This is a genomic window from Brachybacterium sp. sponge (genome assembly GCF_001613775.1).
Classification (GTDB): domain Bacteria; phylum Actinomycetota; class Actinomycetes; order Actinomycetales; family Dermabacteraceae; genus Brachybacterium; species Brachybacterium conglomeratum.
Window position 1 is genome coordinate 38,429 of record NZ_LRMP01000001.1, and the last position, 20,928, is coordinate 59,356.

Consider the following 20,928-nt stretch of genomic DNA (forward strand, 5'->3'; position numbering starts at 1 on the left):
ACATCCTTGCAGACAGGTGCGCGGACGCCGGCCCGGCCTCACCGCGTCTGCGTCGGATCCCCGATCCAACCGGCGACCAGCGGGGCGCGGGTCGTCCGCTCATAGGCCACGAACAGGAACGGCCGGTCCAGGACCAGCTCCTTCGGCTCGACGGGGGCGGCGGTCGTGCCGGCCATCGCCGCGGTCGCGGCCGCAGCCTCCATCCCCTCCTCATCGACCGTGATCACGGCCTTCTGCAGGATCTCGGTGATCATCAGGCCCTCCTCCGCGGTGATTCCGGAGAGGTCCGCCGCCTCGGAGAACAGCTCGGTCATCCCGAGGCCCTCCAGCACCGCCACCAAGGAGGAGTCCCAGGCGATGTCGAAGGACGGCACGGCGAGGTCGACCTGCTCCGAGGAGTCCTCGAGCCCGTCGAGCAGCCCGCCGAGGCCCGCCGCGGGCGTCCCCGCGACCTCGGCCCAGGCGTCCATCGTCGCGCCGATGCCGTCGGCCGGCTGGACCAGCGCGAGGGCGAGTTCGCCGCCGGCGGCCTGGAGCGCGGTGGCGCGGCACACCGAGTCCTCGAACCAGGCGGAGCTGCTGCCGTGGAGCAGCTCGACGGAGAGCTCCTCGCCCTCGTCCGTGGTGAAGGTGCCGCCGCGGCGCTCGAGCGGGCTGGGCCAGGCGGCCTTCAGGTGCAGGGCGTTCACGAGCACGGCACGGGTGCGGTCGGGGAGCGCCCCCTCGGGCACGAGGTCCTCGATGAGGTCGTTCGTCTGCTCGGCCACCCAGTCGTTGATCCGCTCTCGGCCCTTCTCGCGCGCCGCCTCGGCGAGGAAGTCGATCTGGAACACGCCACTGCCGAACCATTCGGCGAGGCCGTCGAGGAATCCCTGCTCGACCGCCATGTCCTCCTGCAGCCAGGTGCTGCTGACGAGGGAGGCGACGGCGGGCTCCGGCCCCTCGGGGTCGTCCTCCTCCCGGGCGGCGTCCCCCACGGCGGCGAGCACCGCGGAGAGCGTGTTGGCGGTGGTGGCGAGCTCGTCGACGGTGCCGCCGAGCACCTCCTCCATCTGGGCGAGGGTGTCCCCTGCGGCGCCCAGCGCGGCCATGGTCAGCACGGTCTGCGCCGAGAGCGGGGAGCAGACGGCGTTGACCGGCTCGCGGTCGATGCCGGCGAGCAGCTGGGCGGTGAAGGGGACGACGCGCCGGCCGAGCCCGTCGGCCTCGGCCGGCTTCCGGCGCGGCAGCTCGGAGACGAGGTCCGGCTCCATGTCGTCACCGACGATCCCCTCGACCATCCCGCAGCCCGAGAGCCCGGCCCCGGCCAGCGGCAGCGCCGCCGCCGCGGCGAGGACGGAGCGCCGGCGCGGCGGGGAAGGGAGCCGGACCGCGGTCGGCGCGGGGCGTCGGGCAGGAGCAGGGCCGCGGGAGGAGCTCATCCCTCCATCCAAGAGCACCCCGGGCCGTCCCGCCACCGGATCCCGAAAGCGGGCGGGCTCGGGCGGCGCCGAGGACGCACGCCGCCGCGCCACGGTCCCGGCGGCGCTGCGTACGGGCGCTCGGCGGCACGACGTGGCATATATGCCACGTCATGCTCCCACGAGCCCGCGCGACGACGACCGCCCCGCCCCCGTGGTCACGGGGTGCGGGGCGGTCGCGGTGAAAGGCGGTCGTGGCAACGGCCGCTCGCGGCGGGGCGGGATCAGCCCTTGACGGAGCCCTCGGTGAGGCCGCCGCGCCAGAAGCGCTGCAGCACCAGGATGAGGATCGCCAGAGGGATCACCGACAGCAGCGCGCCGCCGGTGGTCAGCTGGTAGAACTCCGGCAGGCGGTCCGTCTGGGCCCGCCAGTTGTCCAGTCCCAGGGTGATCGGGTACAGCTTCTCGTCGGCCAGCATGACCAGCGGGAGCATGTAGTTGTTCCAGATCGCGATGAACTGGAACAGCACGATCGTCACGATCGCGGGGGTCAGCTGCGGCAGGGCCAGGCGGTGGAAGAGGCCGATCTCGTTCACGCCGTCCAGACGGCCCGCCTCGAGCATCTCGTCGGGCACCGCGGCGCCCGCGTAGATCGAGGCGAGGAACAGGCCGAAGGGGCTCACCAGCGAGGGGATCAGCACCGCCCAGTAGGTGTTGGTGATCCCGATCGAGCTGAACAGGAAGAACAGCGGCAGCGCCACGGCCGTGCCGGGCACGAGCACGCCGCCGAGGACGAGCCCGTAGACGAGGCCGCGGCCGCGGAAGCGGTACTTGGCCAGGGCGTATCCGGCGGCGACCGCGAAGTAGGTCGCGAGCACGGAGCCGACCCCGGAGTACAGGATCGAGTTCAGGGCCCAGCGGGGGAAGATCCCGCCGTTGGCCGTGAGCACGGACTGGATGTTCTCCCACAGCTGGAAGTTCTCGCCGAACCAGAACCCGCTGGTGCCGAAGAGGTCCTCGGTGGACTTGGTGGCGTTGATGACCACCCAGTACACCGGCACCAGGAAGTACACGGCGACGATCGCGAGGATCGCGGTGACGATGATCGTGGTGGTGGGCTTGCGGCCCGCGTCGCGGCTGCCCGCGCGGCCGTCGCCGCGGGCGGCCCTGGCGGCGTTGCCGAGCGGCTTCGCACGGTGCGTGGGGGCGTTGTCGGTGGTGCTCATCGGCGCTTCTCCATCCAGTTCGAGATTCCCAGCGCGAGGGCCGAGAACAGGAAGGCGGCGACCGCGATGATCACGGACTGCGCCGCGGCCATGCCGATGTCGTTGTACTGGAACGCGAAGGCATAGGCGGACATGTTCGGGGTGTACTCCGAGGTGATCCCCGCGCTCATGGTCTGCAGCAGGCGCGGCTCGGCGAACAGCTGCAGGGTGCCGATGATCGAGAAGATGATCGTGAGCATCAGGGCAGGGCGGATCAGCGGGATCTGGATCGAGCGGGCCACCCGGAAGGAGCTCGCCCCGTCGATCTTCGCGGCCTCGTACAGCTCGCCGGGGATGGCCTTGAGCTGCGCGACGATGATCAGCATGTTGTAGCCGGTGTAGGTCCAGGTCACGATGTTCGCGATGGACCACAGCACCATGTTCGGGCCGAGGAAGTCGACGGTGATGCCGACGGCGCCGAGCACGTCCACGATCGGGGACAGCCCCGGGATGTAGAGGAAGGACCACAGGATCGTGGCGATCACGCCGGGGATGCCGTAGGGCAGGAAGTAGGTGGCGCGGAAGAAGCCGGGCCACTTCGCCGAGGCGCTCTCGAGCAGCAGGGCGAGGATCGTGGCGGCCACGATCATCACCGTCACCTGCACGACGCCGAACAGGACCATCCGCCCGATCGAGGCGATGAAGTTCGCGTTCGTCAGCGCGGCGATGTAGTTGTCCAGCCCCGCGAAGACGCTGTCCACTCCGGCCTCGCCGAGCAGGCCCAGGCGCTGGACGCGCGTGAAGCTGTAGCCGATCGCCATGATGATCGGGACGATCATGGTCCCGATGAACAGCACCAGGAACGGTGCCAGCAGCAGCCAGGGGGCGCTCTTGCCCTTCATCGTGCCTCCTCCGCGTTCAGACCGATGGTGCGCATGATCTCGACGATCTCCTTCTGCGCGCTGGCGAACATGTCCGCGAGCGGGACCTCGCCGGTGACGGCGGTGGTCATGCCGTCGCCGATCAGCGCCTGGACGCGCTGCATGAGCGGCGCCCAGGTCCAGTCGAGGTTCTGCCCGGCGGCCATCGGGACGATGACCTCCTCGTTGTAGTTCTGGCCGGAGAAGAACTCGCTGGGCTGCTGCCGCTTCTCGCCGATGTAGTCGGCGGCGGGCGACCAGCCGATGCCGGAGTACTCGATCATCGCGTCGATGCCGGCGGGGTCGGTGCACATCCAGGTGAGGAACTCGAGCGCCTCGGCCGGGTGCTGCGAGTTGGCGAGGATGGCGGCGGCGGAGCCGCCGTGGCCGCCGGAGGCGTAGCCGTCGGGCCAGGTGGGCATGGGCGCGACGGCCCACTTGCCGGAGCCGCCGGGCACGGTCTCGTTCAGAGCGTCGGACCACGAGCCGCTGATCGAGGCGAGCACCTTCCCGTCGGCCGCCGCGGCGTACCAGGGGGTGGTGTAGGAGCCGTAGCCGGTGCCGACCAGGCCCTCGTCGAAGATGCCGTCCCAGAACTCGGCGACGCGCATCGAGGCGTCGTCGGTCATGTCGACGATCCAGCCGTCGCCCTCGGGCCGGAACCACACGGCGCCGGACTGCATGACCCAGCCGATGGGGTGGGAGCCGTCGGAGGGGTCGAGGCTGATGATCTGCTTGCCGGCCTCGGAGACGATGCCGGCGGTCTCGCGGAACTCGTCCCAGGTGGAGGGGAAGGTCAGGCCCAGCTCGCCCTCGAGCACCTCGCGGTTGTAGAAGCTCGCCATGGGGCCGGTGTCCTGCGGGACGCCCCAGATGTTCTCGCCCACCTTCGCCTGGCTGATCGCGCCGGGGTCGAAGGCGGACTCGTCCTCGCCGAAGCCGTAGCGGCTGAGGTTCACCAGCGCGCCGGCGAGCGCGAACTCGGGGATCTGGCGCAGCTCGACCTGGGCGATGTCGGGGCCGCCGCCCGCGGCGACCGCGGAGAGGATCTTCGCGTAGCCGCCGGTGTTGCCGCCGGGGATCCAGGTGGCGTCGACCTGGATGCGGTCCTGGGAGGCGTTGAAGACGTCGAGGACCTTCTGCAGGTCCTTCAGCCAGGCCCAGTAGGTCAGGTGGACCTTGCCGTCAGCGGCGGGGATGGTCGGCTCGGCATTGACCTCGCCGGGATTGGGCGGCGCACAGGCCGCGAGGCCGGCGGCGAGCGCCGCACCACCTCCGACCAGCGCCGATCGTCGTGACAAGCGGGGGTTCATCGCAGGTCATCACTCCTCGTCCTTGAGTGCACCGCGGTCGCGGGCGTGATGTGCTCGGGGGCACAGATACATCGTGAACGTTCACGACCCGTTTGTCCACCCCGGGGCGCGAGCGGAGCGCGACCGCCGCACGGGCGAGCTCGCGCCCGACGAGGATGCCGCATCACCTACCGTCGGTCAAAATTCGCGCGAACTGCGAGGACGCCCCCGGCGGGCGAGCGCACGCCGACCTGCGCGCCCCGGCCGCACCGCCGCCGAGGTGTCCCACCTCACTGCCCCGCCGTGGAGTCCGTCGGCCGACGGGAACACCCGGCAAGCCGGTGGTAACGTCCCTCGTCGGCGCCACGGCGGCGCCGTTCCCCGCCCGCGCGCCACCTCCTCCTCGACGTCGCGGCACGCCTCCTCGTCGCAAGGAGACCCTTCATGGTCGACCTCAGACTCGACGCGCAGTGGATCGATTACGCGATCATCGCGCTCTACTTCGTCTTCGTCCTCGGTGTGGGCTGGTACGCCAAGCGCGGCGTCTCCACCTCCATCGAGTTCTTCCTCTCCGGCCGCTCGCTGCCCGCCTGGGTCACCGGACTCGCCTTCGTCTCCGCCAACCTCGGCGCGGTCGAGATCATGGGCATGTCCGCCACCGGCGCCCAGTACGGCATGCCGACGATGCACTACTTCTGGGTGGGCGCGATCCCCGCCATGCTGTTCCTCGGCGTGGTGATGATGCCCTTCTACTACGGCTCGAAGGTGCGCAGCGTCCCCGAGTTCATGCGCATGCGCTTCGGGAAGGGCGCGCACCTGGTCAACGCGATCTCCTTCGCGGTCGCACAGCTGCTGATCGCGGGCGTGAACCTCTCGCTGCTGGCCACGATCGTCAACCGCCTGCTGGGCTGGCCGATGTGGGTGGGGCTCTTGCTCGCCGCCGCGTTCGTGCTCTTCTACATCACCGTCGGCGGCCTCTCCGCCGCGATCTACAACGAGGTGCTGCAGTTCTTCGTGATCGTCGCAGCGCTGCTGCCGCTGACGCTGATCGGCCTGCACCGCGTGGGCGGCTGGTCCGGGATGAAGGAGCGCATCGCCGGAGACGGGATGCTCGGCTCCGAGCAGCTGCACTCCTGGCCCGGCCAGGCCCTCTCCGGCTTCGACTCCCCCGTGCTGTCCGTGATCGGCATCGTGTTCGGCCTGGGCTTCGTGCTCTCCTTCGGCTACTGGACCACGAACTTCGTCGAGGTGCAGCGCGCGATGGCGTCCAAGTCCATCACCGCCGCCCGGATGACCCCGATCATCGGCGCCTTCCCGAAGATGTTCATCCCCTTCATCGTGATCATCCCCGGCATGATCGCCGCGGTGCTGGTCGGGGAGCTCACCGAGTTCAAGCAGCTCGACCACGCGGGCGATGCCGCCGGCGCCGCCGCGACGGGCGTGAACTACAACGACGCCCTGCTGCTGCTGATGCGGGACGTGCTGCCCAACGGCCTGCTCGGCGTCGCGATCGCGGGCCTGCTCGCCGCATTCATGGCCGGCATGGCCGCGAACATCTCCGCCTTCAACACGGTGATCTCCTACGACCTCTACCAGCAGTACGTGAAGAAGGACGCGCCCGACGACCACTACACGAAGGTGGGCCGGATCGCGACGGCCGCAGCCTGCGTCATCGCGATCTTCACCGCGCTGATCGCCGCGCAGTTCTCCAACCTGATGGACTACCTCCAGACCCTGTTCGGATTCTTCAACGCGCCCCTGTTCGCGACGTTCATCCTGGGCATGTTCTGGAAGCGGATGACGCCGACCGCCGGCTGGACGGGCCTGGTCGCGGGCACGCTCTCGGCCGTGATCCTGTGGGGCTCCTCGACCTTCCTCGGGGTCTTCTCCCTGCCCGGCCAGGGCCTCGCGTTCATGAGCGCGGCGACCGCGTTCGTGGTCGACATCGTGGTCTCGGTCGCCGTCACCCAGATCACCGCCCCGAAGCCCGCCCACGAGCTCAAGGGCCTGGTCTACTCGGAGACGCCGAGGGCCGATCTGATCGACCCCGAGGAGAAGGACATGCCCTTCTGGCGCCGCCCGGTCCCGATGGCGGGCATCGCCCTGGTCCTGGTCATCGTCCTGAACATCGCGTTCGCCTGAGCGGACGGAGGAGAGAAGCAATGAGCACTTCCGAGGAGAACACCCCCGCCGGGGCCGACGTCCCGGCCGACGCGACCGTGCAGACCGCCGGCGCGTTCGACATCCGCAACTTCATCGGCACCCTGCTGGGCCTGTTCGGTCTGATCCTCGTGATCATGGGCCTGGTGGCCTTCTCGCCCGACGAGGCGGCGAAGACCGACGGGATGAACGCGAACCTGTGGGCCGGCCTGGCGATGCTCGTCGTCGGCGTGCTGTTCGTGGTCTGGACGAAGCTCGACCCGATCCGGATGGTCGTGCGGGACAACGAGCCCGGCGCCGAGGAGTCCCGCGACATCTCGGCCCTGGACTGATCCCGCCGCCGCGTCCGCACGAAGGGGACGTGAGCGGCACGCTGCGCGGCTGAGCTCCGCGGCGTGCCGCTCACGTCCCCTTCCTGCAGGAGGCCCCGCGCAGCGGGCCCGCGTAGCATCGAGCGCGATGCCGCATCCGACGAAGGAGCTCGTGTGAACGACCAGTCCGCCGCCCCCAGCACCTCTGCCGCGACCGGCAGCAGCCCGGATTCCGACGCCGACCGGACCGCCCCCGAGGACCGCCTGGTCACGACCCTGCACAGCCTCGCGCTCGAGGACGGGCCGCTGAACTACACCGCCACCGCCGGCACCGTGGTGCTGCGCGAGGAGCCGGACGGCGAGGAGTACGGCCGTGGCAGGCCCTACGCGGAGCTGTTCTCCGTCTCGTACGTCGCCACCTCCCCGGGCGAGCAGCCCCGCCCGGTGGTGTTCGCCTTCAACGGCGGCCCCGGCGCCTCGACCGTCTGGCTGCACCTGGGCCTGCTGGGCCCGCGCCGCGTGGACTCGGGGGACGCGGGCGCCCCCGCCGCTCCCCCGCACCGCCTGCTGAACAACCACGAGACGATCCTGCGCGACGCCGATCTCGTCGTGGTCGACGCGATGACCACGGGCTTCTCCCGCCCGGCGCCCGGGCAGAAGCCGGACCGCCATCACGGCCTCGCCGCGGACCGCGACCTGATCGCCGCCTTCGTCATCGACTGGCTGACCCGCAACGACCGCTGGACCTCCGAGGTCCATCTCGCCGGCGAGTCCTACGGCACCACCCGCGCCTCCGCCGTCGCGGCACGGCTGCTGGACCGCTACTACCTCGCCGTCGCCGGGATCGTGCTGATCTCGCCGGTGCTGGACTTCGGCACGATCGTGTTCTCCCCCGGCAACGACCGCCCCTACCTCCACTACCTGCCCACCTATGCCGCGATCGCGCACGCCCACGGCAAGCACGAGGACCGGCTGCTGCAGGACGTGGTCGACGAGGCCGAGGCCTTCGCCGAGCAGGAGTACCCGGCGCTGCTCGCGGCGGGGCTGCGACTGGACCCCGCGCAGAAGCAGGAGGCCGCGGCCCGGATCGGCGCGCTGATCGGCGTGGACCCGGACTGGGTGGAGCGCGCGGACCTGCGCGTCGAGCACCAGGCCTTCCTCGCCGAGCTGCTGCGGGACGAGGGCCTGGTGACCGGCCGGATCGACGGCCGCTTCACGGCGCCCGCCGGGGACGCCAACGCCGCGCGAATGGAGACCGATCCGTCGATCGACCAGCTCGCCCCGAGCTACACCGCGGCGATCAACCACTACCTGCGCGGGGAGCTCGAGTTCTCCGCCGACGTGGTCTACGAGATCATGTCCGGGCGCGTGCACCCGTGGAGCTACAAGGACTTCGAGAACCGCTCGGTGGAGGTCGCCTCCGATCTCGCCCGCGTGCTGCGGAAGTCCCCGCACACCCGGGTGCTGGTCTCCCACGGGTATCACGACGCGGCGACCCCGTTCCATGCCAGCGAGCACGTGCTCGCCCAGCTCGCGATCCCCCGCTCGGACTACTCGGAGCGGATCCGGGTGGAGTACTACGAGGCGGGGCACATGATGTACTGCCACGAGCCGAGCCGCCTCGAGCTCTCCGCCCACCTGCGCGAGTTCGTCGCCGGGGAGGGTGGCAGGGAGGACGACGGGGAGGCCTGAGGGTCGGCCGCCGCAGGGCGCGGGCCGACTGCCCCAGGCTGAGGGCCGACGAGCCGGGCCACCCGGGACCGCCCGACCCCGCGCCGCCGCCGGAGGTGCCGGAGGCATCGCCGACGGGTCAGCTCCCGAAGCCGGTCGAGCCCGATCCGCTGCCCGAGGAGCCGCTCCCGGAGCTCGCACCGCCCGAGGAGGCGCTGCCGGAGGTTCCGCTCCCGGAGGCGCCGCCGCTGTCCTGGCCACCACCCGAAGAGCTTCCGCCGGAGGAGCTGCCGTCGCCGCTCGTGCCGCCGCCCTGCTCGGAGGTGCCTCCGCCGCCGGTGCCCTCCTCGGAGGATCCGTCACCGGTGGTGCCCTCGCCGGTCGTGCCGTCCTGCTGCTGCGGGTCCACGGTGGTCCCGTCCTGCCCGGTCCCGTCCTGCTGCTCGGCGCCGTCCTGCTGCCCGGTCCCGTCCTCTCCGGTGCCGTCCTCGGACGTCCCGTCCTCGGTCGTGCCGCCGGAGTCCTCGCGGGGGGTCACGTGCTCGGTCCCGGTGACGGAGCGCTGGATCTCGCCGGTGCCCGGGGAGAGCTCCGTGCCGGTCAGACGCTGGACGCCGAACACGGCGGCCATGCCGATCAGGGCGATGACCACGCTCATCAGGGCGATCCTCCCGATCCGCCGGCCGCGACCCGGCGTCTCCCCGGAGGCGCCGTCCGCACCGGGCCTATGCTCGGACGTCCCGGCGGCGTCCGTCCCGACGGCGCCGTCCTCACCCGCTTCGCGGCGGGTGCGCGAGGAGTGGACCTCCCCGCCTCGGACGCGGGACTGCGCCTTTCCCGCCTTGGCCTTGACCTGCTTGAGCGTGCGGGCGGTGCCGTTGACGGAGTCGGTGTAGAAGGCGACCACGGCCGCGGAGATCACGGAGGTGATCGCGGCACCGAGCACGGTGCCGCTGATGCCGAGCTGGCCGCCGATCACGGAGGTGGTCGCCGCGGCGGCGCCGCCGGCGAGCAGGCCGGGCACGGAGAGGCTCTTGACCTGGGACTCCGAGGAGCCCGCCGCGTCCTCGACGGGCGGGACGTCAGGGCCATGCGGGGAGTGAGGAGGCACCGGGGAGGAGGGCGGGGTGGAGCTCATGGCCCCACGCTCCGCACCGTGCCTCGGACTCCCGTCGAGGAACTCTCGGAGAACCCTGGAAAAGAGTCGGGAAAGCGGATGCGATCAGGGGCTTCGCGGGGCGATGAGCTGCCTCACCCCGTCAGAGCCGACGGGCGGCACGGCGGGGCGGGGAGGACGCCGCCCGTCTCCCTGTCCCGCCGTGTCCGCGGCTCACTCCACCGGCGCGAGCTTCCCGAGCGTCTCGTTGAGCGCCTCGGTCGAGGAGGGGTGGGTCCAGATCCCGTCGCGCAGCTGCGTCGCCGTGGTGCCGGTGCGCATCGCGAGCGCGATCAGGTTGATCACCTCCTGCGCGTCGACGTGGAACAGCCGTGCGCCGAGGATCTCGTCGGTGTCCGCATCGACCACGATCTTCACCAGCCCGCGGGGGTCGCCGAGGGTCTTCGGGCGGGGCATGGCCTTGATCGCGGCGACCTTCTGCGTCGCGACCAGCACATCCCGTCCCTGCTCCCGCGCCTCCGTCTCGGTGAGGCCCACGGCCGCGAGCGGAGGGGTGAGGAAGGTGGTCGTCGGCACCGCGACCCGGTCGGAGGTGGAGCGGGAGCCGTCGCCGGTGAGCTGGGAGAGAACGATGCGGTGGTCGTCGAGGGAGAGGTAGGTCTGCTGGGCGCCGCCGTGCACGTCGCCGAGCGCGAAGACGCCGTGGGCGCTGGTGCGCAGGTGCTCGTCGACCACGATCGCGCCGCGCTCGTCCACGTCGATGCCCGCCGCCTCGAGCCCGAGGCCGTCGGTGGCGGGGCGGCGCCCGGTGGCCAGCAGCACGGCGTCGACCGCGAGATCGCGCGACCGCCCCGCGACCTCGAGGCGCAGCAGCGCCTCCTCCGCCCCGTCCTCGACGCCGCGGAGGTCCGCCTCGTGCAGCACGGTGATCCCGTCGCCCTCGAGCACGGACTGCACCTCGGCGGCGACCTCCTCGTCCTCGGCGGGCAGCAGGCAGGGGCGTCGGTTCAGCACCGTCACCTCGGCGCCGAAGCCCGCGAACATCGAGGCGAACTCGAGCCCGATCGGCCCGGCGCCCACCACCGCGAGCCTCCGCGGGAAGGGGTCGGCGTGCTGCAGCGAGGTGGAGTCGTGCACCCGAGGGGAGTCGATCCCGGGCAGGTCCGGGCGCGAGGGCACGGCGCCGGTGTTCACCACGACCGTCGGCGCGGTGACGGTGAGGCGGTCCTCGCCGCCGCAGACCTCCACGGTCCGCTCGCCCACGAAGCGGGCGCGGCCGTCGACGAGGGTGACCGTGTCGAGGTCGGCGAGCAGGTGGTGGTTGACGTCGCGGAGCGTCCCGATGAGGGTGTCGCGGCGCTGGACGGCCCGTGCCCAGTAGGAGGCGGCGTCATCGTCCTCGCGGCGCTCCTGGGCGTCGTGCACGAGGGTCTTGGTGGGGACGCAGCCGATGTTGATGCAGGTCCCGCCGTGCATCGACGCGAACTGCTCGACCATCGCGACCTTCTGCCCGAGGCCGGCGAGGGCCGCGGCGAGGGTCTTGCCGCCCTTGCCCCAGCCGATCACGAGCACGTCCACGGACAGGCTGTTCCCGGAGTTCGTCATGGGCTCACCGTATTCCTGCTGTCCATCTCCGCCGCGGGTTCTCGCCGACTGCTCCGGTCCGTCGGCCCGCCCGCCGTGATGCACTGGCCCCATGACCGCCGCACCGATCGAGGACCACGCTCTGCTCTCCGACCAGCGCACCGCCGCGCTCGTGACGCGGGAGGGGGACATCGACTGGCTGTGCATGCCGCGCTTCGACTCCGACGCCCTGTTCACCTCGCTGCTGGGCGAGGAGCGGCACGGGCACTGGTCGCTGCGGATCGCGGACGGGGAGGTAGTCTCCCGCCGCTACCTGCCGGGCACGATGGTGCTGGAGACGCAGTGGCGCTCCCCCACCGGCGCCGCGACCGTGATCGAGCTCCTCCCGATCGGCGCCGAGCGCGCGATCGCGTCGCCGGCCCCCGTCGCCCACCCCGACGGCGCCGACGCGGACCTCTCCGACCTGATCCGCTCGGTCACCTGCACCGAGGGAGAGGTCGAGGTGGTCCAGGAGCTCGTGCTCCGCTTCGAGTACGGCGCGGCGGTGCCGTGGGTGCGTCGCAGCGAGGACGCCGCCGGCCAGGGGGTGCTGCTGGCCGTCGCGGGCGGGGACGCCGTCTCGCTGCACGGCCCGGCCCTCCGCGCCGGGCACCGCTCCCACCACGGCCGGCACCGCCTGAGCGCCGGGGAGGGCGCCGACTGGGTGCTGACCTGGTTCCCGTCCTGGCAGGAGGTGCCCGCGGCGCCCGACGTCGACGCCGCGCTCGCGGCGACCAGCGTGGAGTGGTCCTCCTGGCTGGGCAGCGTCCGCGTCGAGGAGGAGTACGCCGAGCCCGTCGCCCGCTCCCTGCTGGTGCTGCGCGCCCTGACCCATCGCCGCAGCGGCGGGATCATCGCCGCGCCCACGACGAGCCTGCCCGAGGACCTCGGCGGGGTGCGCAACTGGGACTACCGCTTCTGCTGGCTGCGGGACGCGGCGCTGTCGCTGGAGGCGCTGCTCGCGCACGGGCACGTCGACGCGGCGGTGTCCTGGCGGGAGTGGCTGCTGCGCGCGATCGCCGGGGACCCCGAGCGGCTCCAGATCATGTACACGATCACCGGGGACCGGAACCTGCCCGAGCAGGAGCTCGAGCACCTGCCCGGCTACGAGGGCTCCCTCCCGGTGCGGATCGGCAACGGCGCCTCCGCCCAGTACCAGGCGGACGTGGTCGGGGAGGTGATGATCGCGCTGTCGGCGATGCGGGAGGCCGGGGTCGCGGAGTCGCGCTGGTCCTGGCCGCTGCAGAAGGCGCTGGTGCGCTTCACGATCGCGCACGTCGACGACCCCGACCAGGGCATCTGGGAGATGCGCGGGGAGCCGGCCTTCTTCACCCACGGCCGGGTGATGGTGTGGGCGACCTTCGACCGAGCGGTCCGCGCCGTCACCGAGCACGGCCTGCCCGCGACCGAGGAGGAGCTCGCAAAGTGGACCCGGCTGCGCGACCGGGTCCGCGCGGAGATCCTCGAGAAGGGCGTCGGCCCCGACGGCGCCTTCACCCAGACCTACGGCAGCACCGAGGTGGACGCCTCCCTGCTGCAGATCCCGCACACCGGCTTCCTCCCGGCCGACGCCCCGCAGATGCTCGCGACCGTCGCACGGATCGAGCGGGACCTGCGCACCGAGGACGGCCTCCTGCTGCGCTACCGCACCCTCGGGCAGGACGGCCTGCCCGGCGACGAGCACCCCTTCGTGGTCTGCGGGTTCTGGCTGGTCCAGCAGTACGCCGCCACCGGCCGACGGGACGAGGCGGAGGAGCTGATGGAGACCCTGCTCGCCTGCGGGAACGACCTGCACCTGTTCGCCGAGGAGTACGACGGGACGCACCGCCGCATGATCGGGAACTTCCCCCAGGCCTTCAGCCACCTGGGCCTGATCGGCGCGGTCGACGCCCTCGCCGCCGGCTGAGCACGGCCCGGCACGACTGAGAACGAACGGGCACGGCGGGGCGGGACGGGTGCAGACTGGAGGAAGCATCCGTCGACGCAGGAGGTTCCGATGTCCCAGCAGCCCGCCCTCACCCCCACCCGGATCGCGGAGGTGCTCGAGCGCACCCCGACCAGCTCCTTCGTCGGCGGCCGCTTCCTCGGCGGCACCGCCGCGCTCGAGGTGATCGACCCCGCCACCGGCGCGGCGCTGACCCGCGTGGTCGACGCCGATGCCGCCTCCGTCGGCGCGAAGGCCCTGGACGCCGCCTGCGCCGCTCAGACGGACTGGGCCGCGACCACGCCGCGCGAGCGCTCGGAGGTCCTGCGCCGCGCCTACGAGCTGTGCCACGAGCGAGCCGACGACCTCGCGGCGCTGATGACCCTGGAGATGGGCAAGCCGCTCGCCGAGGCGTACGGCGAGGTCTCCTACGGCGCGGAGTTCCTGCGCTGGTTCAGCGAGGAGGCGGTGCGCGAGCCCGGCCGGTTCCGCCACGCTCCTGCCGCCGACCACGCCGTGCTCACCACGGTCCGGCCCGTCGGCCCCACCCTGCTGATCACGCCGTGGAACTTCCCGCTGTCGATGGGGACGCGGAAGATCGGCCCGGCCCTCGCGGCCGGCTGCACCGCGGTGCTCAAGCCCGCGCAGAAGACGCCGCTGACCTCGCTGGCGCTGATGGCGATCCTCGCCGAGGCCGGAGTGCCGGACGGGGTGGTGAACTGCGTGGTCACGAGCGATTCGAAGGGCCTGTCCTCGACGCTGATGGCCGATCCGCGACTGCGGAAGGTCTCCTTCACCGGCTCCACCGCGGTGGGCCGCACCCTGATCGCCCAGTCCGCCGAGCACGTGCTGCGCACCTCGATGGAGCTGGGCGGCAATGCACCCTTCCTGGTCCTCCCCTCGGCGGACGTCGAGACCGCGGTCGAGGCGGCGATGCTCGCGAAGTTCCGCAACAACGGCGAGGCCTGCACCGCCGCGAACCGCTTCTACGTCCACTCCTCCGTCGCCGAGGAGTTCACCGACCGGCTGGTCGAGCGCACCAAGCAGCTCGTGCTCGGCCCCGGCACGGATCCCGCCACGACCCTCGGCCCGCTGATCGACCGGGCCGCCGTCGACTCCGTCCAGGAGCTCATGGCCGATGCGGTCGAGCGCGGCGCGAAGGTGCTCACCGGCGGCGGCACGGGCGGGGGCGAGGGCTTCTTCCACGAGGCGACGGTGCTGGCCGACGTGCCGCGGGACGCGCGCGTGCAGCGCGAGGAGATCTTCGGCCCGCTCGCGCCGATCACGGTGCTGGACGACGTCGAGGAGATGGTCGCAGCGGCCAACGCCACCGAGTTCGGGCTGATGGCCTACCTGATGGGCGAGGACCTCGGCGAGGTCACGGCCGTCACCGGACGGCTCGAGTCGGGGATCGTCGCGGTGAACCTGGGCGTGGCCTCCGACCCCTCGGCCCCCTTCGGCGGGGTGAAGGAGTCGGGGCTGGGCCGGGAGGGCTCCCACGAGGGGCTCGCCGAGTACCTCGAGACGACCTACGTGCGACTCCCGCTCTGACCTGCGGCCGGGGCGAGGGGGACGAGAGCTCGTCGCCCGGGGCACGAGAAGGGGAAATCTCGGTGAACTCCGGCGAATCTGGCCGAATCGATTGTCCGGTGTGATGTGAGTCGCTACGGTCGTGACGCACCCCTATCGAACCCCCACAGCCCCGCCCTGCCCGGCGCGGCGACCAAGGAGCCCCAGTGCGCACCCTCTCCCGTTCCGTGACCCTGCTCTCCGCCGCCGCGCTCGCCGCCGCGGGCATCGCCGCGACCGCCGGCTCCGCGAGCGCCGCCCTGACCACCCGCTGCGACGGCGAGGCCTCCTCGGTCACCGTCCCCGGCGACCTCGTCGTGGCGAAGGACAAGTCCTGCGTCCTCACCGACGTCACCGTCGAGGGCGAGGTGCGCGTCCAGGCCGGCGCCGACCTCCTCATCACCGACTCCTCCGTCGGCGGCCGCGTCGTCGTCCAGGGCGACGGCTACTTCGACGCCTCCACCTCCCAGATCGCCGGCAACGTCGTCTCCAACGGCGGCTACGGCGTCTACCTCGACGAGTCCGCGGTGGAGGGCAACTACAACGGCCGTGCGGCCGAGGGCGCCTCGCCCTTCCTGTACTCCTACGACTCCTCGATCTCCGGCCGCGTGAACGTCGCCCAGGGCCTCGTGCACCTCAGCGGCAACACCATCGGCGGCAACGTGACCAGCGAGAACACCGAGTTCACCGACATCCTCGACTCGACCCTCGCCGGCGACCTGACCGTCACCGGCGCGACCGAGGGCACCACCTTCTGCGCCGGCGAGCTCGACGGGAACGCGTCGCTGACCGGCAACGCCGGCGTGCAGCTCGGGTCCGGCGGCCAGAAGATCCGCTGCGAGGGCGCCACCTACTTCGGCGGCGACGTCACCGCCTCGGACAACACCGACGGCGTCGACGTCACGGACACGATCATCCGCGGCGACCTGACCGGTGAGGGCAACGACCCCGCGCCCACCGGCTCCGAGAACCGCGTCCGCGGCGAGCTCGGCGGCCAGTTCGTCGACCTCCAGCCCGCCGCGCAGAAGCGTGCGTTCTCGGCGCAGTCCGCCCCCGCGGACCACGCCCAGGGCCTCGACACCCAGCGCGACGAGCGTCGCGCCGAGGCCGAGAAGGCCGCGGAGCAGGCCGGTCCCGCGAACCTGCGCTGACCTCCTCCCTCCCACGACCTGCGGCCCCGGGCCGGGCACTGCCCGGTCCGGGGCCGTATCCCGTCGCTCCCGCATAGGATCACCGGATGACCCGCACGATCTACCTCACGGGCGAGGCGAAGTCCCCGAGCAACAATCCGATCACGACGCAGTGGGGATTGTTCTTCGTCGGCCTCGTCGTCGATACTGAGACCCACGTCATCCAGGCAGCCGACTGCACCGCCACGCTGACGCTCACGGTCGAGTTCGTCCGGGAGCTGGTGGTCGGTCGATCCCTGCTCGAGGAGGACGCCCTGGTGGAGTCGATCACCGACAGGTACCACGGGTCCTCGCAGAAGGCTCTCGCCGCCGCCGTGCGCAGCGCCGCCGCGAAGTACCGCGACCTGTCGGCCCTCCCCGACCAGGAGTCATAACCGCATACCCGCAGCCGTCCGCCCGGAACCTCACCGAACCGGATCCCGTCGGAAGCACCGCACCGCGCCTCGCCCGAGACGCCGGTTCCCGGTGCTTCCGATTTTTTTGTCCCCGCAGCCGCCGGGGGCACGGCCGCACCCCCTTCCCCACTCACCGAGGAGACCCCGTGATCACCGACGGACTGCTGATGCTCGGCGTCCTGCTGGCGCTCTCGTGCGCGCTGATCGTGCTCGAGCGCACCACCGGCTGGAAGCTGTTCAAGTACGTGCCCGGCATGGTGCTGATGTACCTGCTGTGCGCCGCCCTGAACTCGCTGGGGGTGTTCGGGCAGGACGACGCGACCCGCGCCCCCGTCGCCGCCGTGAAGGACGTCGTCCTGCCGGCGATGATCCTCCTGTTCCTGTTCGGATGCGACCTGCGCCGCATCATCAAGCTCGGCCCGCGGCTGCTGCTGACCTACGCCGTCTCCGCCGCCTCCCTGTTCGTGGCGATGGTCGGCGTGTTCCTCGCCTTCCAGAGCGCCCTGCACCCGGAGGCGTGGAAGGTGCTCGGCGCGCTGCTGGCCTCCTGGACCGGCGGCAGCGCGAACATGGTCGCGGTGCAGGACATCCTCCAGGCGCCGGAGAACATCTTCGGCTACGCGCTGATCACCGACACGCTCATCTACTCGATCTGGCTCACCGTCGCCTTCTCCTCCGTCGCGATCTCCGGCCGCTTCGACCGGTTCACGAAGGCCCGCTCGACGCATCTGGTCGACCACGGCGACGACTTCGAGACGGAGGAGGCGCCGATCACCGTCCAGTCCCTCGCTACCGTCGTCTTCGGCTCGCTGTTCGTCTCGACCCTCGCGATCTGGGTCGGCGGCCTCCTCCCGGAGCTGGGCGACGTCGTCAACGGGACCACCTGGACCATCGTCATCGTCTCCGTGCTCGGCCTCGTGATCGCCCAGACGCCGCTGGGACGGATCGGCGGCTCCACGGAGATCGCGACGCTGATGCTGTTCATCGTGATCGGCCAGATCGCCGCGGGCTCCGACTTCTCCGCGCTCACGCAGGCGCCGCTGTACCTGCTGATCGGTCTCCTGGTGGTGCTCGTGCACCTGGCGATCATGGTCGTCTACGCCAAGCTCACCCGCACCGACCTGTTCTCGATCGCGGTCTCCTCGACCGCGAACATCGGCGGGATCGCCTCCGCGCCGGTCGTGGCCAGCGCCTTCAACCGCAAGCTCGTGCCGGTCGGCGTGCTGATGGCGCTCATGGGCTCGTTCCTGGGCACCTTCCTCGGCCTCGCCGCCGCGCAGATCATGTCGGCCCTGTGACCGGCGGTCCCATGGAGCACGACGCCGAGCATGCGGTGCTGGAGGTGGCGGCGGTGCGCCGCCACCTCCATCGGGCGCCGCTGCGCCACCCCTTCGTCACCGCGGCCCGCCGCACCGAGGCGGTCGAGTACGTGGTCGCCGAGGTGGAGCTCGCCGGAGGCGCGGTCGGTCAGGGCTCGGCCGCGGAGACCGTCGCGGTCACCGGCGAGGACGCCGCCAGCATCCTCGCCGCGCTCGACGGGCCGCTCGGCGCCTCGCTGCACGGCGCGCGGGGCACGATCGGCGAGCTCTCCGCCCGGATCGCGGCCGCGATGCCCGGGGCAACGAGCGCGAAGGCGGCGCTCGAGGTCGCCCTCCACGACGCCTGGGCCCGCGCGGCGGAGAGGCCGCTCGTGGAGCTGCTGGGCGGCAGCGCCTCGGCGATGATGCGCAACGACATGACGGTCTCCCTCGAGGAGCCGGGAACCATGGCGGAGCGGGCGCGGGAGGCGGTCGCGGCCGGGCACGAGATCCTGAAGATCAAGCTCGGCCACGACATCGCCGAGGACCGGGAGCGGCTCGCCGCGGTCGTCGAGGCCGCCCCGTCGGCGCGGCTGCGGCTGGATGCGAACCAGGGCTGGCTGCCCGACCAGGCGGTCGAGATCATCGCCGGGTTCGAGAAGGACGGCCTGCCCGTCGAGCTCGTCGAGCAGCCCGTCGCGGCCGGCGACGTGGAGGGGCTCGCCCGCGTCACCGCCGCGGTGTCCGTGCCGATCATGGCCGACGAGGCCGTGTGGTCGGCGGCCGATGCGCACCGGCTCATCGAGGCGCGGGCCTGCGATCTGCTGAACATCAAGCTCGCCAAGACCGGCGGGCTGCGCGGCGCGATCGAGGTCGCCGAGGCGGCACGTCGGGCCGGGATCGACTGCATGCTGGGGGCCATGATGGAGCCGCGCATCTCGATCACGGCCGCCGCGCATCTCGCGCTCGCGCATCCGGCGATCACGATGATCGACCTGGACCCGCCGGCGTGGTTCGCCTCCGCGCTGCCCCGCGGCGGGATCGTCCAGGAGCACGGCGTGCTGCGCCTCGCGGGCGGGCCCGGGCTCGGCCTCGAGCTGCTCCGCCCCGACGAGGACGCCGAGGGAGGTGATCGGTGAGCAGCCAGTCGTCCGACCGCCCCCGACCCCTCCCGCCGCTCCCCCGTCGGCGCCCCGGCGCCGACCCCCTGAAGGAGATGCCATGACCATCCGCCGATTCCCCGACCTCACCCGACGCGACGGCCTGCGCCTCGCCGCGACCGGTACCGCCGGCCTCGCCGTCGCCTCCCTCGCCGCGCTCGGCCCCGCCTCCGCCGCCCCTGCACCGCGCCCCGCCGCCGGGAGGAAGCCCGCCCCGGGCGAGTACGCCCATGTCGCCGTCTCCGCGACGACGCTGTGGGTCGATCCGCGCACGAACCGGCCCGGGATCGACGACCCGGCGGTGTCGGCCCCCGTCGACCTCGACGCCTGGAACGCGAACATGGAGGACACCGAGACCCGCCGCTGGCTGACGGGCGAGCTGGAGAGCCAGGCGGTGCTGGGCAGCGAGGTGATCGTCGACGAGATCGACGGCGACTGGGCCCACGTGGTCGTCACCGCGCAGTCCACCCCGCGCGATCCGCGCGGCTACCCGGGCTGGGTGCCGGTCTCCCATCTCGTGGTCGACAAGGGCTTCACCCGCCGCGCCGAGACCTCCCAGACCGCGACCGTCACCGCGCTGACCAGCACTCTCACCGGCACGCCGTCCGGCAACCATCCCGGGATCGACGTCTCCTTCGACACGATCCTGCCGGTGCTGGGCCGCACCGCGAAGGCTGTGAAGGTCGCCGTGCCCGGTGCCGGTCCGGCCTATCTGCCGGCCGGCGACGTGGTGGTGCGGGCGCAGGGCGAGCAGCCGCCGGCGCCGACGGTCGAGGACGTGATCGCCACCGGCGAGCGCTTCCTGGGTCTGCGCTATCTGTGGGCGGGCGTGAGCGCCTGGGGCTTCGACTGCTCCGGGTACACCTACACGCTCTTCCACCACCACGGGATCTCGATCGCCCGCGACGCCGGCGACCAGATGAACCACTCCGGTCTCGCGGAGGTGGCGCGGGAGGACCTGCGCCGCGGCGACCTGGTGTTCTTCGCGACGGAGCCGGGCGGCGACTCGATCCGCCACGTCGCCCTGTATCTCGGGGACGACCTGATCATGCAGGCCCCGAACGCGGCGCGCAGCGTGGAGATCATGTCGCTGACCGAGTACGACCCGACCGGGGAGTACGCCGGGGCGCGGCGTGTGATCGACGCCTGATCCGCATGCGGCCGCGCCGCCCGTCGGACGCTCCGTCCCGTCGGGCGGCGCGCGGCCTACCCTCGGGGCCATGACCGCACCTCGTTTCCTGCTCGTCCACACCGTCGACGCCCCGCCCGCGGCCATCTGGGAGGTGCTCACCGACATCGCCGGGACCCCGCAGGTGCTCACCGGGGTGGAGGAGGTCGAGATCCTCTCCGACGGCCCCTACGCCGAGGGCACCCGCTGGCGGGAGACGCGCTCGATGCTGGGGATGACCGGGACGATGGAGCTCGAGGTCGTCGAGGCCGAGCCGCTGCAGCGCACGGTGATCCGCTCCGCGGTGGGCGAGATCGGCTATCGCACCGTGTTCACGCTGCGGGAGCTCGTGGGCGGGGACACCGAGCTGCGCCTCGAGAGCGTCGCCGAGCTGCCGCTGCGGCGCGGGCTGCGGTCCCTGGTCGACGGCGCCTCGGCCCGCTTCGGGCTCGCCGCCTCGAAGCCGACGATGGCGCAGGATCTCGCGGACATCGCCGCGGCCGCGGCCCGTCGCGCGCGCTGAGG

General features: G+C 72.1%; 17 protein-coding genes. 11 read left to right on the plus strand and 6 right to left on the minus strand.

What is annotated here, in order from left to right; genetic code table 11:
* Positions 1–38: 38 nt before the first annotated feature.
* The 4 genes from A4A78_RS00210 to A4A78_RS00225 all read right to left on the minus strand — a co-directional run bounded on the left by A4A78_RS00210 (position 39) and on the right by A4A78_RS00225 (position 4,838).
* Complete coding sequence (locus A4A78_RS00210) at positions 39–1,421, minus strand: serpin family protein (protein ID WP_062946444.1); 1,383 nt, start codon at positions 1,419–1,421, stop codon at positions 39–41.
* Positions 1,422–1,684: 263 nt separating this feature from the next.
* Positions 1,685–2,626, minus strand: a complete 942-nt coding sequence (locus A4A78_RS00215; RefSeq protein WP_062946445.1) for a carbohydrate ABC transporter permease — start codon at positions 2,624–2,626, stop codon at positions 1,685–1,687.
* The gene (locus A4A78_RS00220; protein WP_062946446.1) at positions 2,623–3,507 is read right to left on the minus strand and encodes a carbohydrate ABC transporter permease; all 885 of its coding nucleotides are present in this window, start codon (positions 3,505–3,507) and stop codon (positions 2,623–2,625) included. The genes A4A78_RS00215 and A4A78_RS00220 overlap by 4 nt, the downstream gene beginning before the upstream one ends.
* A complete protein-coding gene (locus A4A78_RS00225) occupies positions 3,504–4,838 on the minus strand; it encodes an ABC transporter substrate-binding protein (RefSeq protein ID WP_062946447.1) in 1,335 nt (444 codons plus the stop codon). Before A4A78_RS00225 ends, A4A78_RS00220 begins: the two co-directional genes overlap by 4 nt.
* Before the next feature lie 423 nt (positions 4,839–5,261).
* On the opposite strand from A4A78_RS00225, the gene A4A78_RS00230 reads away from it, so the two are divergent.
* The 3 genes from A4A78_RS00230 to A4A78_RS00240 all read left to right on the plus strand — a co-directional run bounded on the left by A4A78_RS00230 (position 5,262) and on the right by A4A78_RS00240 (position 8,980).
* Complete coding sequence (locus tag A4A78_RS00230; RefSeq protein ID WP_062946448.1) at positions 5,262–6,959, plus strand: sodium:solute symporter family protein; 1,698 nt, start codon at positions 5,262–5,264, stop codon at positions 6,957–6,959.
* 20 nt (positions 6,960–6,979) lie between these two features.
* Entirely contained in the window at positions 6,980–7,309 is a 330-nt protein-coding gene (locus A4A78_RS00235; protein ID WP_197466598.1) for a hypothetical protein, read from the plus strand.
* Positions 7,310–7,462: 153 nt separating this feature from the next.
* Positions 7,463–8,980 carry a S10 family peptidase gene (locus tag A4A78_RS00240; protein WP_062946449.1) on the plus strand — a complete coding sequence of 506 codons (1,518 nt, stop codon included), beginning with the start codon at positions 7,463–7,465 and terminating at the stop codon, positions 8,978–8,980.
* Positions 8,981–9,098: 118 nt separating this feature from the next.
* Here A4A78_RS00240 and A4A78_RS00245 read toward each other — a convergent pair whose 3' ends face one another.
* Positions 9,099–10,097: a hypothetical protein gene (locus tag A4A78_RS00245; protein ID WP_062946450.1), complete on the minus strand. Its 999-nt coding sequence runs from the start codon at positions 10,095–10,097 to the stop codon at positions 9,099–9,101.
* 192 nt (positions 10,098–10,289) lie between these two features.
* Entirely contained in the window at positions 10,290–11,681 is a 1,392-nt protein-coding gene (locus A4A78_RS00250) for an NAD(P)/FAD-dependent oxidoreductase (RefSeq protein ID WP_197466599.1), read from the minus strand.
* A gap of 91 nt (positions 11,682–11,772) precedes the next feature.
* Here A4A78_RS00250 and A4A78_RS00255 point away from each other — a divergent pair, with 91 nt between their 5' ends.
* The 8 genes from A4A78_RS00255 to A4A78_RS00290 all read left to right on the plus strand — a co-directional run bounded on the left by A4A78_RS00255 (position 11,773) and on the right by A4A78_RS00290 (position 20,926).
* Positions 11,773–13,605 carry a glycoside hydrolase family 15 protein gene (locus tag A4A78_RS00255; protein WP_062946451.1) on the plus strand — a complete coding sequence of 611 codons (1,833 nt, stop codon included), beginning with the start codon at positions 11,773–11,775 and terminating at the stop codon, positions 13,603–13,605.
* A 90-nt stretch (positions 13,606–13,695) separates the two neighbouring features.
* The gene (locus A4A78_RS00260) at positions 13,696–15,174 is read left to right on the plus strand and encodes an NAD-dependent succinate-semialdehyde dehydrogenase (protein WP_197466600.1); all 1,479 of its coding nucleotides are present in this window, start codon (positions 13,696–13,698) and stop codon (positions 15,172–15,174) included.
* A 185-nt stretch (positions 15,175–15,359) separates the two neighbouring features.
* Positions 15,360–16,343 (plus strand): hypothetical protein, encoded by a 984-nt coding sequence (locus A4A78_RS00265; protein ID WP_062946452.1) that lies wholly within the window; start codon positions 15,360–15,362, stop codon positions 16,341–16,343.
* 86 nt (positions 16,344–16,429) lie between these two features.
* The gene (locus A4A78_RS00270; protein ID WP_053917318.1) at positions 16,430–16,756 is read left to right on the plus strand and encodes a DUF3870 domain-containing protein; all 327 of its coding nucleotides are present in this window, start codon (positions 16,430–16,432) and stop codon (positions 16,754–16,756) included.
* Positions 16,757–16,923: 167 nt separating this feature from the next.
* A complete protein-coding gene (locus A4A78_RS00275; protein WP_062946453.1) occupies positions 16,924–18,075 on the plus strand; it encodes a DUF819 domain-containing protein in 1,152 nt (383 codons plus the stop codon).
* 11 nt (positions 18,076–18,086) lie between these two features.
* A complete protein-coding gene (locus tag A4A78_RS00280) occupies positions 18,087–19,214 on the plus strand; it encodes a dipeptide epimerase (RefSeq protein WP_062947885.1) in 1,128 nt (375 codons plus the stop codon).
* Positions 19,215–19,296: 82 nt separating this feature from the next.
* On the plus strand, positions 19,297–20,385 hold the full coding sequence (locus A4A78_RS00285) for a C40 family peptidase (protein WP_156488501.1): 1,089 nt from the start codon (positions 19,297–19,299) through the stop codon (positions 20,383–20,385).
* Positions 20,386–20,455: 70 nt separating this feature from the next.
* On the plus strand, positions 20,456–20,926 hold the full coding sequence (locus tag A4A78_RS00290; RefSeq protein WP_062946454.1) for an SRPBCC family protein: 471 nt from the start codon (positions 20,456–20,458) through the stop codon (positions 20,924–20,926).
* Positions 20,927–20,928: the final 2 nt, after the last annotated feature.